The following is a 16979-nucleotide window of genomic DNA, read 5'->3' as shown; positions in this document are numbered from 1 at the left end:
ACAATCCTCTAACGATTATCAACGAGAGAATATTGGGTGGAATTCGAATCTTTAGTTTACGGATGTATTATCGACTCCAAGCGCTTGGACGCCGAGCGACGAGAAATAAATCGCAAGGCCATGTTGGAGCTGCCTTCACAAGATGAGTGGCAGTTTTTGGCTCGGGAGATGTTTTCGTTACCACAGCCATCACCAGAATTAGACACCGTTAATAACGAAGTTTTTCATTTTGGCGCATCTTATCGCGGTATTGAATACGAATGGCAAAGTTGGATTGCGCAATTTGAGCAGCTGCTTTCTAAAATGTATTGGGTTTCTGCAAAGGTTCATCTGGAAACTGTGCTCTCTGGCAGCCATACTTTTACGTGGGAGACCAGTGGCGATTTTCACACGCCGGGCTCTGGGGATATGCAAGTGCAATGTGAATGGTCCCGTGAAGATGCATTCTAAGCACACTCATTATTCGTGATATGTAAAGTAGGTGATATTTGTTTATTTTTAAGCGTAAGTTCAAACGTACAACAACAACACTTGTTGGTGTGTTCGCTCTAGCGTCTTTTCTAGGACTGGCTGTGTGGGGGTGGGGAGTACCGGCTTACGCCATACGTAATTTTTTTCTAATTTGCGTACTGTTTTTACTGTTGATTTTAATAATTGCTGCTCTCACTGGATTATTAGTGTTACTGCTTCGAAAACTTAAAAATTCGAGTAACGAATAACCGGTTTTATTTTCGAAATTTATAAGTATTCGGTTATTTTCTTTTCCAGTTTTTTCTTTGCTTAACGGGCCTTTTTCGTTAGGCTCATTAGCAATTTTTGCCTTCTGGTTAAATTCAGGAAGAGTTAATCAGGGGCTTCTAAAAGTCCTCATTAATTAACCATTAAAAGTGATTGAATGTCCCGAGCGTTAGTTTTATCTGGTGGCGGTGCTAGAGCCGCCTATCAGGTTGGTGTGTTAAATGCCGTTAATGACATTATTGGCAAGTCTGAAACTTCTCCTTTTCCCATTATTTGCGGTACATCGGCTGGAGCAATTAATGCGCTGGCCTTGGCATCGCATTTAAGTACCTTCGATAACGCCATTGCTGATTTGGTGACTATTTGGGATAACCTACACGTTGAAAATGTCGTAAAAGCTGGCTGGAAAGATATTGCTTTGGGCGTAAAACGTCTTACCGGAGCGTTTTTTAATCAGGGTATCGCTAAGTCTGACTCCATAGCCTTACTCGACAATTCCCCGCTGAAAACTCTGCTGCAAAGTCATATTAATTTTTCAAACCTAAAACCTTCTATTGAATCTGGAAAACTTCACGCTGTTGCTGTAACTGCCATGGCCTACAGTACCGGTGAATCCATTAGTTTCTTTCAGGGACATTCATCCATTCGCAATTGGCGCCGTTATAATCGTTTAGGGTTGTCTACGGAACTATCCATTGATCACCTTTTGGCGTCTTCTGCGATTCCCGGAGTTTTTCCAAGCGTAAAAATTAATGATGAATATTACGGCGATGGTGCTGTTCGACAGTTATCGCCATTGAGTACCGCGTTGCAATTAGGCGCCGATAAAATATTCATTGTGGGTGTGAGCGATAGCCGAAATCCTGAACACTGGAACAAACGGCATATGGCTAAACATTCTCCTTCTATGGGGCAAATGTTTGGGCATTTGTTAGATTCCGCTTTTTTGGATTCTATGGATGCCGATCTAGAGCATTTAGAGCACGTCAACGACTTAATTAATTTGATTCCAGCGCCGCTTAGGGTGGGTCATCCTAAAGCGCGAAAAATAGAATCGATTTCAATTTCCCCCACCAAAGACGTAGATCGAATCGCCGGTCGTCATGTCCGTTATCTTCCTAAACCTTTGAAAGCAATCTTGGCATCGTCTGGCGCTACCGCAAAAGGTGGTGGAGCCGGTTTGGCCAGTTATCTTTTATTTTCTAATAAATTCACGAAAACTCTGATGGATCTTGGTTACCAAGATGCTATGTGGGAACGTGACAAGATATTGCGCTTTTTTGAAGATTGATTATTCGAAGTGGTTATTTATTATTCGTGATTCTGCGAAGTAATCCAAATGGTGCATGTTTTGGCTGAAATGCCAACATTTATGACCATAAAACCCGTTTAGTATCCTTTCTTGGCGCACTAGACTGCACGCTATAATTGATCTAGCTCTGACCTTCTTTGGAATTACCATGACTTTGTCTGCACGTTTACCTGTAATTGTTGGTTTTGGCGGCTATAACGCCGCTGGTCGTACATCTTTTCATCACGGTTATAAACGTTTAGTAATCGATAGTATCGATTCGACAGAGCGCAACAAGACAATTGCTGGTTTAGCTGTGTTAATGGGTTATGCCAAAAAAAGCGAAAATGGTTACATCGTTGGTGAACAGTCGGGTTTGTCGTTAGAGCAAACCGTTGGGTTATTAGAGACAGATGTACTCGCGAACACTTTAATTCGTCGTATTGATAAAGACGTGTATTTCGATGTTGATAACGTCAAATGGCACAAAAAAACCACTTTAGATTCGGCAACTGGTGAAGCGATCGAATTTAAAGTCCGTACTCGCGATTTACCAGAGCCATTACCCGAAGGTTGGGAAATTATTGCCGAAGACGGCAAAACTACCACCATCGCCATCAGTTCTTTGAGCAACATTAAAGTCGATAGCTATCGTGATTTTCCGGTTAAATCTGCGGGACAGTTGCCAAAAGGATTCGATATCTCCAGCCATTATAATTCCCACTTTCACCCTCGTGCGCTGCAAATGGCGGTGTTGGGTGCGTCTGACGCCATTCGTTCGGTGGGGATAGATTGGCAAGATATATTGAAAGCAGTTTCTCCCGATGAAATCGGTGTTTATGCCAGTAATATTATGGCGCAGCTTGATGAGCACGGCGCAGGCGGAATGTTGCAGTCTCGATTACTTGGCTCGCGCGTGTCGACCAAAAATTTAATTTTGGGCCTCAACTCAATGACTACCGATTTTATCAACGCCTATGTTATTGGTAGCGTGGGTAGTTCGGCTTCTATTACCGGGGCTTGCGCAAGCTTTTTGTATAATATGAACACTGCTATAGAAGAAATTCGTAGCGGTCGTAAGCGTGTGGTAATTGTTGGTGGTTGTGAAGCGCCGGTAACCAGTGAAATTATCGACGGTTACGCAACCATGGGTGCTTTAGCAACTGAAGACGCTCAAAAGCGTTTATACAATGTTGATGAGGTTGACCACAGTCGCTCCAGTCGTCCATTTTCTGATAACTGCGGTTTTACGATTGCTGAATCTAGCCAATTTACGGTGTTAATGGATGACGAATTAGCTCTTGAGCTGGGTGCGCAAATTCACGGTTCTGTTGCCGGGGTATTCTTAAATTCAGACGGTTATAAAAAGTCTATTTCTGCTCCCGGCGCCGGTAACTATTTGACTATGGCTCGGGCTGTGGCCAGTGCTCAATCTATGTTTGGCAAGGAGTCAGTTCAGTCGAGTATTTTATTGGCTCACGGATCTAGCACACCTAAGAATAGAGAAACCGAATCTGTTTTATTTGACGAAGTCGCTAAGACGTTCGGCATAGAAAATTGGCCAACCATTGCCATTAAAGCGTTTTTGGGCCATTCCTTGGCGCCTGCCAGCGGTGATCAAGTGAATGCGGCTTTGGGTATGTTTAAATATAAAGTTCTGCCCGGAATTCGCACCGCGGATAATATTGCCGACGATGTTGCACGAAGTCATTTAAATATTTTCTTGGATGACATTAAAGTCGAACATAATCTTGATTTGGCTTTTATCAACTCGAAAGGTTTTGGGGGCGCCAACGCTACTGGTATTTTAGTATCGCCAGAAAAAACTCTGCAAATGCTCGAAAAGCGCTGGGGTTCCGACGTTTTAGATCAGTATTTTTCTAAGCTAGACGCTACCGTAACACGCGCAAACGAATACGATCAAAGCGCTTTAGCCGGAGATTTACAGGTAATTTATCAGTTTGGTGAAGGTGTTATTGAAGAAGGTAAGATTGAAATGACCACCACAAGCATCCGCGTTCCCGGATTTGAAAATCCAATAAGTTTGGAAATGTCGAATCTCTACAAAGACATGCTTTAAGGAAACCCTGATTCATCTAGAGTTTCTTGTGGTACAAGGATGTGCCGTCAATTTCTAGATGCGTAAGTGATTGAAATCGTGAAAAAATTAAAAATCGCTGTTTCGTTTCCTACTCTTCTATTAAATCTCTGATCTAATAATCGAAAAATTAATCAAAGATTCCTTAAGTGGTTTTTCGCATACACTCAAAAAAAGCGAATGTATGCGGGTTACTATTCTTTTAGATTAATGATTAACGTCAATTAATTCTTAGCCATTATTTACCAAATAAGGCGTAATTAACCCTGTGACTCGATGTGTTTGGCCATTATTTTCGCAAATTCGCTGTTCGATCCAAAATAGTCTAATTGCGTAATCGTGCAATTTGGGTAAGCCGTTAAGCATTCTTGTATTTGTGCGGGAATATCTACGCCAACGTGCTTTCCTTGATTAAAAAACATCGGGTAGATATCTATATTTTCAATGCCATTTTCATAAAGCACCTCCACTGCATCCAGCATAGAAGGATCGCAAAGTTCTAAGAAAATAGGTTCTACGATTTTGTAGCCACTTACATACTCAGATAATTGGTTAACAATGGTTTTAAATTCATCGTTAGCTTTTTGCGCGCGGCTGCCATGCGCCATAACCAATAAAGCTTTTGTGTTTGTGCTCATGGCATTATTTACCTTTTGATGAAAATCTGAGTATTAAAACGTTGCACCGAGTACTTTTGCTCGTTGGCTTTGCTGTTGTCGATCTTCGTTTGCAATCGCCCAACCCTTAAGGTTGTCATTAACAATTTGAGCCAGTGCTTGAATATGCTCGGGTTCATCATTTAATGCCGTTATGTATTCAAAGCGCTCACCGCCGTTGGCAATAAAATAGCCTTTATTTTCAACGTTAATTTCTTCGATGGTTTCCAGACAGTCAGCGGAAAATCCCGGACAAAATACTTGAACAGATTTGGTACCTTTGGATGGTAACGACTTCATGGTTTCATCGGTATAAGGCTGCAACCATTCTTCTCTACCAAATCGAGATTGGAACGTTGTTAGATAATCACCGTCTTGGAGATTTAGCGCTTGGGCAATGAGTCGGGTGGTTTTATGGCATTCACAAAAATAAGGATCGCCATTATCCAAATAATGTTTAGGCACACCATGATACGAAAAAACGATTTTTTCGGCTCGTTCGTGTATCTGCCAATGTTTTTTAATTTTTTCAGCGCAGGCTTTTATGTACAAAGGATGATCATGGTAATGTGTAATAAAGCGCAGTTCCGGTAGCCAGCGGCGTTGGGTAAAATCTTGCGCGATGGCATCAAAGGTTGATGCAGTAGTGGCGGCGCAGTATTGAGGGTAGAGCGGTAATACGACTAATTTTCTAACACCGGCTTCCGACATTTTTTGAATCACAGATGTGATAGACGGATTGCCGTAGCGCATGGCAAATTCAACCACCAGATTCTCGTCCAGCATCTCACTGAGCGCGCGGTGCTGCGCCTTAGTAATGGTCATCAATGGCGAGCCTTCTTCTGTCCAAACCGATGCGTAAGCATGAGCCGACTTTTTAGGTCTCACGTTTAAAATAATTCCATTTAAGATAAACCACCATATCAACCTTGGGATTTCGACAACTCGTGGATCAGACAGAAATTCCTTTAAATAGGTTTTTAGCTTAGAGGGTGTTGGTGCGTCTGGAGTGCCTAAATTGGTAATGAGTACACCAATTTTCTCGTTGTGTTGATGATTAAAATTTTTTGTATTTTGGTATTTCATGCGCTTTCAACTTATCAACGTTCGAGGTCGTGAGCACTAAGCCTTTTAATGCTTAGCTTGGTTGCGTGTTATCAAAGCGCCATTATACGTAAAAGTGTCTGAGTTCGGTTCAATGCTTTTGATGATTTCTGCATTCCATGCAATCCGATGGAATATTTATTTAGAGAGCTGAATCATTTTATCCCTCAAAAATGCAAAGTCTGTCTTATGATTGTTTTTGTAATAACCGTACCAAAGACGATATTGCTCGCGATAATTCCTCTGCTGCCGGTTGATTATCGATAATTTCTAGCCAAGTGCTACCATCGGTGGGGTTAAGCAATTGGCAACTGGCATTTTCGAGTCCACACTCATAACGCAAATATGGATCAACTCCGTACACAGAAAATCGCTGATTTGTGGTTAATCTTTTAGTGTTTGCCAAATTCTGAGTCGTTGTGATGACAGTATCAGGCAGCTTTACGCTAATTTTGTGGCGATGAGCTCCTTCGAGCTTATTTGAGGCAACTACTGAGGTTTCACCGTAGCCGTAAAATTCGAGAAGATTATTGATGTGCTGTGTAACGGCTTTTACGGTGTCGTCGGTTTGATACAAAAATTCCAGATACTGATAATAATCGTCCACAACATCGAGATCGTTTGACCATTTAATCTTAGCGGTGCTGGCTTTAAGACTATCGTCGGCTACTGTTTTTGAGGGCCCCTGCGTTTGCTCGCGCAGTTTGGTGATTAATCGTAAGGTTTCAAAATACTCCGGTGCGCTTCGTCCTGCGTGCTCTATGTAAGATTCGTAAGATGATAATGCTTTATGAGGTTCGTTTAGAGCAGCGTAAACACGTCCTTGCAAGAAATAAAATCGTGGTGGTGGATCAGTTCTTAAAGAGAGCGAGCGGGATAAAGATTCTTTTGCCTTCGAAAATTGACTCTGACTGATTAAATCTTCAGCTTCAATCAACAGGCGATCCGCTTCAAAGGATGGACTCAGCGCTGAGTGTCCTTCTAATGATGACAATGTGAAAACAGCTGTGACGATAAGCGTAAGAAACGATGAACGTTTGGATTGTGTTTGGTGATTGTTCAAAATCGTTTCCTCAATTCAACCGTGAAAATCGTAAATCACTACCGCAAATGATCAAGGTAGGGCTGTAAAGTGATAACAAGATCACACTCATTAGTTTAGAAAGTTTACGCTGAACAGGGCATTACTGGTCAAATTTTTCTGATAAATGGTTTTGTTCAGTATAGGAGACTCTAATCGAGTTCGAACTATCGGTAACACAGAAGCGAGATTTCATTCTCCATAATCGTAACTGGTTGAAATTATGACGAAATTGGTAATCGCCTTATCAATACTGGTGCGGTGTTAACATCAGAATGGGTTCACTAAGGCAGTCAAGGCTAAGAGAAAGATTAAATGTTGGTTCAGATTTGCCCATTATGTGGCGCGGTTTGCTCGTTATTTCATCAAGATAAGCGGAGGAGTTACTTTATTTGTGCGATTTGTAGCCTGGTTCATGTGCCGAAAGAATTCCATTTGACGGACAATCAAGAGCGAGAAGAATACGATAAACACGAAAATTCATTGACCGATGTCGGCTATCGTCAATTTCTTACCCGCGCAGCGGAGCCACTTCTTGGCCGCTTACAGCAAAAGTCTTACGGCTTAGATTTTGGCTGTGGTCCGGCACCAATGCTGGCCAAAATCCTTTCTGAGTATGGGCACACCGTCGAGCTTTTCGATAAATTTTATTATCCAAATAACACGATTTTGGATAATAGGTTTGATTTTATTGTAACCACAGAAGTCGTAGAGCACTTGGCTGATCCAGCGTTAATACTAGATACACTGTTTAATACTTTGAAAGTGGGTGGTTTTTTGGTGATTATGACCAAGCGTTGGTTGGATCTTGAACGATTTAAGTCGTGGCATTACAAAAATGATCCCACTCACATCACCTATTTTCACGAAAAGACATTGCAGTGGATCGCCAACTTTTGGCGAGCTGAGCTTGAATTTGTTGCTGCGGATGTTGTTGTACTGACAAAAAAATAGTGCGCAAATTACGAGTGCTGATCGGCACTGAATAATTTGGCGCGTACGGTGGTTCTGTATTCGCTGGGTGTGGTAGCAAGTAGCTTTTTAAATAAACCCACAAAGTGACCCATATCGGAATAGCCAACTTTATAGGCAATTTCGTGAATGGTGAGATTACTGGTTTGAAGTAAATCTTTGGCGACCGTGATTCTGATTTCCTGCAAATACTGTAGGGGTGATTTGTTAGTGGCGATTTTAAATCGACGATTAAATGATCTTACGCTCATTTCAAATCGCTCTGCCACTTCACTGAGTCGAATATCTTTTCCATAGTTATCGTGTAACCACATTTGTGCTTGCACAATATCCTCATCGGGATGTTGATTTATCTTGCCATCGAAATAACCGCGTTCTTCATACGATCTACGAATTTCATGGGAAAAATGGCGCTCAACATGATTGGCAATTTCTTGGTTGTAGATTCTTTGAATAAAATGCACGGTCAGGTCGGCGAGGGCGTTTACGCTGGCGGCGCAGAATAGGTTTCCTGATTGGGTAATGAAATACTGGCGTTTTAAATCGACTCGCGGATAGTACTTTTGGAATTGATCGAAGTAATGCCAATGAGTTGTGGCCGCTTTACCATCAAGTAGGCCGGATTCCGCCAAGAAGCACACCCCGGTTCCGACTGCGCTTACAATGGCGCCATTTTGTACCTGTTGCGTTAACCAAGAATAGATGGAAGGGTTTTCTCGTAAACGTAATCGTGGATTTCGCCAGAGAGCAGGTAGAAAGATAATGTTGGCTTCTGGTTGTGCGTCGAATACTGTGTATGGTGTTAAAGGTATGCCCGCACGGGTTTTAATGGGGGTTGCATCCTGAGCAATTGTTTGTATTTCTAGCCGTGCTGATCTTCGATTTTTCGAGCGTGCAATGCTTTCTCCAGCATTGAGCATTTCCATGGGTAAAGTGGCGCTGGACGCAAGCATCTCATCACAAAGAACAAAATATATACGCTGAATCATAACTGTTAACGCTAAGAACTTGATCCGACATTGTGATGTAAAAATGTAAACCAAGAAAGTTATACCACCCCCAGAATTTATATCATCAACGTAAAACACAAAAACTTCTGGTAATTAAAAGGAAGGCGAAGAGCCAGATTACAAAGCTGTCTTTTGTATTGTTCAGTTAAGAATTCAATGTCGTTGCTGTCGCAAAATTATTGCGTATCAGATGCATCCCGCCTGGTGAGTTGCATATCTCTTTGCTTATTGCATTTTCTGTTTAAATTATAAATCTCTTATTAACTATTTATCTTTAGTAAGAAATTATTTTCTCGGTACATTATCGGTTCGTTTAGTTCGAAAATTTATCTAGAGGCTTTTGTCTTAGATAGATGGTTAGAAATCATCTAAGTATTGCAAGATGCCTTTACCGAATTGGAGTGGTGCGTGCTTGAGATCGGAGAACGCATACAATGGTTGCGTAAGCTCAACGGCTGGTCACAGCGAGAGCTGGCCCGTCGTGCCGGTGTCGCTAACAGTGCAATTTCGCAAATGGAGCAGGGGCGTATCAGTCCTTCGGTGTCCTCCCTTAAAAAAGTGCTCGATGGCGTGCCAATTTCCTTAGCGGATTTTTTCAGTTTAGATCTGCATTCTTCACATAATCCCTTTTATTCGTCCTCCGAATTACCCGATCAGGGCGATGGATTTATTCAAGCGCGCTTAGTCGGTAATGACAAACGACGCACGGTTTCTCTTTTTTGGCAATTTTATCCGCCAGGTAGTGATACCGGTGAAGATATGCTTCGTTCAACGAAAGACATCGCTGGATTAGTCTTCGAAGGGGAGTTGGAAGTTGCTGTTGCGGGTCAGGTAAAGGTTTTGTCGGTTGGTGATGGGTATTACATCTATGCCATGCAGCCTTATCGAATACGAAATGTTGGTTTTAAAGGGTGTATTTGTACCATGTCCAGAGCCTCGTAATGCCCGTAAGTTACTAATTTTTCGAGTAAAAAATATTCTTTTTGATTGCCCTTAGTGCAGTTTTTAAGAAAATCTACAAATTTAATGTAATTTTTAATTTTTGTGTTGCTGACCTGAAAATCCTATGGCACAATGCGCTCCGCTTTTCCGGTAGAGCACTTAAGAAAAAAGATTTTATTGAATAAAATCAAAAACTTAGGTAAAGTTCTTCCAAGCTTAGGAAAAAGCTTTTTCAATGCGGACGTGGTGAAATTGGTAGACACGCCAGGTTTAGGTTCTGGTGCCGCGAGGTGTGAGAGTTCGAGTCTCTCCGTCCGCACCACATTGAATTTTATGCGCAGGTTGATTCCGTCAGCTTGCGCTTTTTCATATTTTGAAAACCACTTTTCTCCTTTTTCCTTATCGTGCATGACATACGTCGTAGCTGGCGATACAGGGTATTAAGTTTATATAGCTAGAGGATCAACATGCAGGTCTCAATCGAAACCACCGAAGGATTAGAGCGTAAAATGACTGTGGGTATTCCCGCAGAGCAGTTTGATGGCGAAGTTGAAAAGCGACTTGCTGAAGCCGCTAAAACCATACGTCTAAACGGGTTTCGTAAAGGTAAGGTTCCTCTAAAAGTTGTTAAGCAACGCTTTGGTTTGGGTGTTCGTCAAGAAGTTATGGGCGACTTAATTAACCAAACTTTCCCGAAAGCCGTTCAAGAAAACGAAATTAAACCAGCTGGACAGCCTTCGATCGAACCTCTTGAAATCAAAGATGGTGAAGGTTTTCAGTACGTTGCAACGTTTGAAGTTTATCCAGAAGTTACTTTAAACAGCATTGAGGGCTTCGAAATTGAGAAGCTTAATGCGCAAGTAACTGACGCAGATCTCGATAAAATGATCGATATTCTGCGCAAGCAACAAGCTACTTGGAAATCTGTTGAACGCGCTGCGCAAACAGAAGACAAGGTAAATATTGATTTCGTTGGCACCAAAGACGGCGAAGAATTCCAAGGTGGTAGTGCTAAAGGTCAAGACCTAGTATTGGGTTCTGGTCGAATGATCCCTGGTTTTGAAGATGGCATCATCGGCTTATCTGCCGGCGAAGAGAAGGCTATCCCTTTAACTTTCCCAGAAGATTATCATTCAGAAGAGCTAAAAGGCGCTGCTGTTGAGTTCAAAATCACTGTTAATTCGGTGAGCGAACAAGAATTGCCTGAGCTTAATGCAGACTTTTTCAAAGCTTTTGGTACAGAAGTCGAAGATGAAGCCGCATTCCGTGAAGAAGTAAAAGCTAATATGGAGCGCGAGCTGAAGAACGCTGGCAAAAACAAACTAAAGACTCAAGTGATGGATAAGCTTATCGAAGCTCATGAAGTTGCGTTGCCAAAAGCTTTGGTTGCTGGTGAGATCGATGTTTTGCGTCAACAAACGGCTCAGCAGTTTGGTGGTCGTGCTCAGAATCTAGATTTGCGTTCTTTGCTTCCAGATACCATGTTTGAAGAGCAAGCAAAACGCCGTGTTTCTCTTGGTTTGATTGTTAGCGAAATTGTTAAGCAACAAGAAATTAAAGTCGACGCTGATAAAGTTAGAGAAATGGTTGATGAAATCGCCTCTACTTATCAAGAGCCCGAAGAAGTTGTTAACTACTACTACGGTAATCAGCAATTATTAGCTGGTATCGAATCAGTTGTTCTAGAAGATCAGGTTGTTGATTTTGTATTGTCTAAATCGACAATTTCTGAAGTCGAAAGCAATTATGAAGATGTCATTAAACCGGCTTCTGTGTAATTTCCAGTCTTTGTAAGCTTTGCCGCACATTATTTGTAAGCTAACAAAATGTGTGCGCCTATCTTCCTAAAACGCCACTAATTAGTGGCGTTTTTTGTCATTATTCGTTAATACTTCACTGGCATATCCTTTGAACTCGGGTTAAGCTGACGACTGAGGCTATGCAGGCTCGCCCCTAGTTTATTGGCTTTCAGGTCGTTTTCTGTGGTGTATCCTGTTTCTAAGTTTTGCAATTAGAGTATAAATATGTCCGATATTATTAATCCTAATTCCATGTACGTTAACTCCGGTTTGATTCCAATGGTGATTGAACAAACTGCGAGAGGTGAGCGTTCTTTCGATATTTATTCTCGACTATTAAAAGAGAGAATTATTTTCCTTGTGGGTCAAGTTGAAGATCATATGGCCAATTTAGTTGTGGCCCAGCTTTTGTTTTTAGAAGCTGAAAATCCCGACAAAGACATCCATTTATACATCAATAGCCCTGGAGGTTCCGTTACCGCAGGTCTATCAATCTACGACACCATGCAGTTTATTAAACCTGATGTTAGTACAATGTGTATCGGGCAAGCGTGCAGCATGGGAGCGTTCTTATTGACGGCAGGTGCTAAAGGTAAACGCTATTGTTTGCCTAATGCTCGTACCATGATTCATCAGCCTAGTGGCGGTGCTCAAGGTCAGGCATCTGATATTCATATTCAAGCTCAAGAAATTTTGAAAATACGTTCTCGTTTAAATGAACTAATGGCTCATCATACCGGTCAATCCGTTTCGAAAATTGAAACAGATACTGAGCGCGATAACTTCATGAGTGCTGCCCAGTCTGCGGAATATGGATTGGTTGATAAAGTACTGTCGAATCGCGTTCCTACCTAAGTCGGTGCGAAGGTCTAATTTCAATCTATAATAACTTTATAAAGGTCAGCCAACATAAAAAGTCGATAAGGTCTGATTCATCATGTTTGGATAAAATATAAACTAGATGAATGGTCTTATTATTTAGTCTTATAAGTTGTTAAATAATTCTTTTGTATGCCGATGATTTATTTCATCCAACAAAGGAGGCTGGCCAAGTGCCTTTGTTAGATTTTTTTCTTCAAAGACTTGCAAAACGAGTCCAAAGCTAGCATCTTCTAGTCATTGGCTCAAAAATGGAGTGATTTAATGTCCGATCACGGTAACGATAAAGACAACCAAAACGGCAAGCTTTTATACTGTTCATTCTGCGGTAAAAGTCAGCATGAAGTACGTAAGCTTATCGCAGGCCCATCAGTCTTTATCTGCGATGAATGCGTCGATTTATGTAACGACATCATTCGTGAAGAGATTCAAGACAACAATTCTGAAGGTAACCAGGACAAGCTTCCAACTCCTGAAGAAATTGCTAAAACCCTAGATCAGTATGTCATCGGACAACGTCGTGCGAAACGTGTGTTGTCGGTAGCGGTATACAATCATTACAAGCGTCTTCGAATTGGCAATGATAGCAAAAAGTCAAAAGACGATGTCGAATTAGGCAAGAGTAATATCTTACTTGTCGGTCCGACAGGTAGTGGTAAAACTCTGCTGGCTGAGACTTTGGCTAGGCTTTTGAATGTTCCGTTTACCATTGCAGATGCTACGACTTTAACTGAAGCCGGTTATGTTGGTGAAGACGTCGAGAATATTATTCAAAAGCTTTTGCAGAAGTGTGATTACGATGTAGATCGCGCTCAGCAAGGCATCGTCTATATTGATGAAATTGATAAGATATCTCGAAAGTCTGACAATCCATCGATTACACGAGATGTTTCTGGTGAAGGTGTACAGCAGGCGCTCTTAAAACTAATTGAAGGCACTGTGGCTTCGGTACCACCTCAAGGTGGTCGTAAACACCCTCAGCAAGAATTTTTGCAAGTTGATACTTCTAACATTCTCTTTATTTGTGGCGGCGCTTTTGCTGGCTTAGATAAAATCATTCTTGATCGCTCTGAAAAGGGTGGTATTGGTTTTGGTGCAGAAGTTAAGAGTAACAATGACAAGAAAAACTTCGGTGAAGCCCTTAAGGAGCTAGAAGCCGAAGATTTAGTCAAGTATGGATTAATTCCTGAATTTGTTGGTCGACTACCGGTAATTGCTACTTTAGAAGAATTGAGCAAAGAAGCATTGGTTCAAATTCTTACAGAACCTAAAAATGCACTTACTAAACAGTACGCCAAGCTATTCAGTATGGAAGGTGTCGAGATCGATTTTCGTCCAGAAGCTTTAGACGCAGTTGCGCAAAAAGCAATGGATAGAAAAACCGGTGCTCGTGGTCTTCGTTCCATTATGGAAAATGTTCTACTAGACACAATGTATGAAATTCCATCGTCAGAAAATGTTGTTAAGGTAGTTGTTGATGAAAGTGTAATCAAAGGTGAGTCCGAGCCACTTTTGGTATACGCAAGCAACACTTCTAAAGCAAGTAAAGCGAGTTCTGAAGATTGACCCGTAAACAGGCGATGTTAAAACATCGCCTGTTTTGCATTTGATGCTCCACTCTTTCCGATTACATGCCTCACGCTGACCTTGTCAGACGCAATTTCTGTTTCCTGTTTAGCCATGGTTGCTTTGGTCGGATACCCAAATGCGGGGATTTTCGGTAGTGTGTTTGTGGTTAACGGATATTAAATTCGTATTTACGGCTGTGTTACGGTTGCAATTAGTAAAAGACTCCCAACATTTACTAGATTGAAATGAAATTACACTTATTTTTATCGAGGCAATGATTAATATGTCTTCAGAAGGTTTCGAAAGTACAAACGCCGGACTACCTTTATTGCCACTTCGAGACGTGGTTATCTACCCGCACATGGTAATCCCTTTGTTTGTCGGTAGAGAGAAATCTATAGAAGCTCTAGAGCAAGCGATGGCAACTGACAAGCAGGTATTGTTGCTGGCTCAAAAAAATGCATCTGATGACGATCCAAGTCCAGATCGGTTGTATGAAATTGGTACTGTTTCTTCGGTATTACAGTTGCTAAAGCTTCCCGATGGCACAGTTAAAGTGCTAGTTGAGGGCGGTGAGCGTGCGCGCGTTACCTCAATTGATAGCGAGGGGAATTTTTACAAAGCGCACATCGAGTTGCTTGAACCCGAAGAGATACCCGCCCGTGAAGGCGAGGTTTTGGTAAAGACGGCACTCAGTCAGTTTGAGCAATATGTGAATCTCAGTAAGAAAGTACCGTCTGAGGTGATGACCTCTTTGTCGGGCATCGATGAGCCAGGTCGCTTGGCAGATACCATAGTTGCTCACATGTCTCTTGAGCTTCCGCAAAAACAAGAAATTCTTGAGATGGTCAATGTTCGAGAGCGCCTTGAGCACATTCTAGGACTTATTGAGGCTGAAATTGATCTTTTCCAAGTCGAAAAACGCATTCGTGGTCGCGTTAAAAAGCAAATGGAAAAGAGTCAACGTGAGTATTACCTAAACGAGCAAATGAAGGCCATTCAGCGTGAGTTGGGTGATCTTGGTGACGAGCCAAATGAGCTTGAAGATCTTGAGCAAAAGATTGCCGATGCCGGGATGCCGGAGGAAGCTGAGAAAAAATCTCGTGCTGAATTGAACAAGTTGAAGATGATGTCTCCTATGTCTGCCGAAGCTTCGGTGGTGCGTTCTTATATCGACTGGATGTTGAATGTACCTTGGACTAAAAAGAGCAAAGTTCGTAATGATTTGGCGCGTGCCGAAGAAATTTTAGAGCAAGATCATTATGGTCTTGAAGAAGTTAAAACTCGTATTTTGGAATATCTGGCCGTTCAGAAACGTGTTCGCAAGATTAAGGGGCCAGTTTTGTGTTTGGTCGGGCCTCCCGGTGTTGGTAAAACTTCACTGGGTGAATCTATTGCGCGTGCAACAAACCGTAAGTTTGTTCGTATGGCTTTGGGCGGTGTTCGAGACGAGGCTGAAATTCGAGGACATAGACGTACCTATATCGGTTCGTTGCCGGGTAAATTAATCCAAAAAATGTCTAAAGCAGGTGTTAAAAATCCATTATTCCTCTTAGATGAGATCGACAAAATGGGTATGGATCATCGTGGTGATCCTGCATCTGCTTTGCTTGAAGTATTAGATCCCGAACAAAACTTCAGTTTTAACGATCATTATCTGGAAGTTGATTATGACTTATCAGATGTAATGTTCGTTTGTACGTCGAACTCTATGAACATTCCTGGTCCACTGTTGGACCGTATGGAAGTCATAAGAATTCCGGGCTACACCGAAGACGAAAAAGTTAATATCTCTACAAAGTATCTAATTCCAAAACAAGTGCAACGTAACGGCTTGACCGAAGGTGAAATCACCATCAAGGAAAATGCGTTAAGAGATATTATCCGCTATTACACTCGCGAAGCTGGTGTGCGTGGTTTAGACCGTGAAATCGCCAAAATCTGCCGTAAAGTTGTAACTCAGCACGTTAAAGACAAAACCAAAGTTCAGGCCGAGGTTGATAGCGATGTGCTTGAAAACTACTTGGGTGTGAAGCGCTTCGACTACGGCGTGGCCGAGCAAGAGAATCAAGTTGGCCAGGTTACAGGTTTGGCTTGGACGCAAGTTGGTGGAGAGCTTTTGACTATTGAATCAGCTTCTTTAAGAGGAAAAGGGCGCCTGGTTAAGACCGGTTCTCTTGGCGACGTCATGCAGGAGTCGATTCAAGCTGCAATGACGGTTGTTAGATCTCGATCTCAAGTGTTAGGTATAGATCCAAACTATTCAGAAAATACTGATTTACATATTCACGTTCCTGAAGGTGCCACACCTAAAGATGGCCCAAGTGCGGGTATCGCAATGTGTACTGCACTTGTGAGTGTTCTCACCAACATTCCCGTTCGTGCTGATGTAGCTATGACAGGAGAGATCACTCTTAGAGGCGAGGTATTACGGATCGGTGGATTAAAAGAGAAGCTCTTGGCGGCGCATCGTGGTGGTATCAAAACAGTGTTGATTCCTGCCGATAATGAACGCGACCTTAAAGAAATTCCCGATAACATTAAGGCTGATTTAGTTATTAAACCTGTTAAATGGATTGATCAAGTACTTGAGGTTGCACTAACTCATTTACCGGAACCGTTCTCAGATGAGGAATACAGGGCTTTAGAGGAAAAAGAGCGAGCTAAAAAAGACGCTCCTATTGAAACTGCAAGCAGACATTAATTAATTTGAGTGGCCGATCACTATTTTCGGTCACTTATATTATTAATGAAGTGATTCCATTAGATTTTTTGTGAAAGTTAGAAAAGTATTTTTCAATTATATTTTAGGGTTTATTCAAGTTAAAAATAAACGCTAA

The 16979-nt window shown here is 41.8% G+C and carries 12 protein-coding genes, 1 tRNA gene and 1 pseudogene; 10 read left to right on the top strand and 4 right to left on the bottom strand.

All coding sequences use genetic code 11. The features are described 5' to 3' along the window. The first annotated feature begins 36 nt into the window (after positions 1-36). The 3 genes from ACYQ2C_RS11335 to ACYQ2C_RS11325 all read left to right on the top strand — a co-directional run bounded on the left by ACYQ2C_RS11335 (position 37) and on the right by ACYQ2C_RS11325 (position 4109). Positions 37-450, top strand: a complete 414-nt coding sequence (locus ACYQ2C_RS11335; RefSeq protein ID WP_460049455.1) for a hypothetical protein — start codon at positions 37-39, stop codon at positions 448-450. Between the two features lie 445 nt (positions 451-895). Then, positions 896-2029 (top strand): patatin-like phospholipase family protein, encoded by a 1134-nt coding sequence (locus ACYQ2C_RS11330; protein ID WP_460049454.1) that lies wholly within the window; start codon positions 896-898, stop codon positions 2027-2029. 169 nt (positions 2030-2198) lie between these two features. Next, positions 2199-4109: a beta-ketoacyl synthase gene (locus ACYQ2C_RS11325; protein ID WP_460102650.1), complete on the top strand. Its 1911-nt coding sequence runs from the start codon at positions 2199-2201 to the stop codon at positions 4107-4109. 278 nt (positions 4110-4387) lie between these two features. Here ACYQ2C_RS11325 and ACYQ2C_RS11320 read toward each other — a convergent pair. The 3 genes and pseudogenes from ACYQ2C_RS11320 to ACYQ2C_RS11310 form a co-directional block, all read right to left on the bottom strand. Further along, a pseudogene (locus ACYQ2C_RS11320) lies at positions 4388-4777 on the bottom strand (sirohydrochlorin chelatase); the annotation flags it as partial. A gap of 21 nt (positions 4778-4798) precedes the next feature. Further along, positions 4799-5869: a ferrochelatase gene (gene hemH, locus ACYQ2C_RS11315; RefSeq protein WP_460102652.1), complete on the bottom strand. Its 1071-nt coding sequence runs from the start codon at positions 5867-5869 to the stop codon at positions 4799-4801. Between the two features lie 205 nt (positions 5870-6074). After that, entirely contained in the window at positions 6075-6950 is an 876-nt protein-coding gene (locus ACYQ2C_RS11310) for a tetratricopeptide repeat protein (protein ID WP_460102654.1), read from the bottom strand. Positions 6951-7403: 453 nt separating this feature from the next. Between ACYQ2C_RS11310 and ACYQ2C_RS11305 the strand changes: the two genes are divergently transcribed. Then, on the top strand, positions 7404-7922 hold the full coding sequence (locus ACYQ2C_RS11305) for a class I SAM-dependent methyltransferase (protein ID WP_460102656.1): 519 nt from the start codon (positions 7404-7406) through the stop codon (positions 7920-7922). Between the two features lie 8 nt (positions 7923-7930). Here ACYQ2C_RS11305 and ACYQ2C_RS11300 read toward each other — a convergent pair whose 3' ends face one another. Then, positions 7931-8926 carry a GlxA family transcriptional regulator gene (locus tag ACYQ2C_RS11300; protein WP_460102716.1) on the bottom strand — a complete coding sequence of 332 codons (996 nt, stop codon included), beginning with the start codon at positions 8924-8926 and terminating at the stop codon, positions 7931-7933. Positions 8927-9358: 432 nt separating this feature from the next. On the opposite strand from ACYQ2C_RS11300, the gene ACYQ2C_RS11295 reads away from it, so the two are divergent. The 6 genes from ACYQ2C_RS11295 to lon all read left to right on the top strand — a co-directional run bounded on the left by ACYQ2C_RS11295 (position 9359) and on the right by lon (position 16843). Further along, on the top strand, positions 9359-9892 hold the full coding sequence (locus tag ACYQ2C_RS11295; protein ID WP_460102658.1) for a helix-turn-helix domain-containing protein: 534 nt from the start codon (positions 9359-9361) through the stop codon (positions 9890-9892). Between the two features lie 237 nt (positions 9893-10129). Then, a tRNA-Leu gene (locus ACYQ2C_RS11290) sits at positions 10130-10214 on the top strand. A gap of 145 nt (positions 10215-10359) precedes the next feature. Beyond that, complete coding sequence (tig, locus tag ACYQ2C_RS11285) at positions 10360-11670, top strand: trigger factor (protein WP_460102660.1); 1311 nt, start codon at positions 10360-10362, stop codon at positions 11668-11670. A 246-nt stretch (positions 11671-11916) separates the two neighbouring features. Then, a complete protein-coding gene (gene clpP, locus ACYQ2C_RS11280; RefSeq protein WP_460049447.1) occupies positions 11917-12546 on the top strand; it encodes an ATP-dependent Clp endopeptidase proteolytic subunit ClpP in 630 nt (209 codons plus the stop codon). 288 nt (positions 12547-12834) lie between these two features. Beyond that, the gene (clpX, locus tag ACYQ2C_RS11275) at positions 12835-14136 is read left to right on the top strand and encodes an ATP-dependent Clp protease ATP-binding subunit ClpX (RefSeq protein ID WP_460102663.1); all 1302 of its coding nucleotides are present in this window, start codon (positions 12835-12837) and stop codon (positions 14134-14136) included. A gap of 286 nt (positions 14137-14422) precedes the next feature. Further along, positions 14423-16843, top strand: a complete 2421-nt coding sequence (gene lon / locus ACYQ2C_RS11270; RefSeq protein ID WP_460049445.1) for an endopeptidase La — start codon at positions 14423-14425, stop codon at positions 16841-16843. The last annotated feature ends 136 nt before the right edge of the window (positions 16844-16979 follow it).

The organism is Sessilibacter sp. MAH3 (genome assembly GCF_054658275.1).
This window is presented reverse-complemented; position numbering and strand designations above follow the sequence as displayed.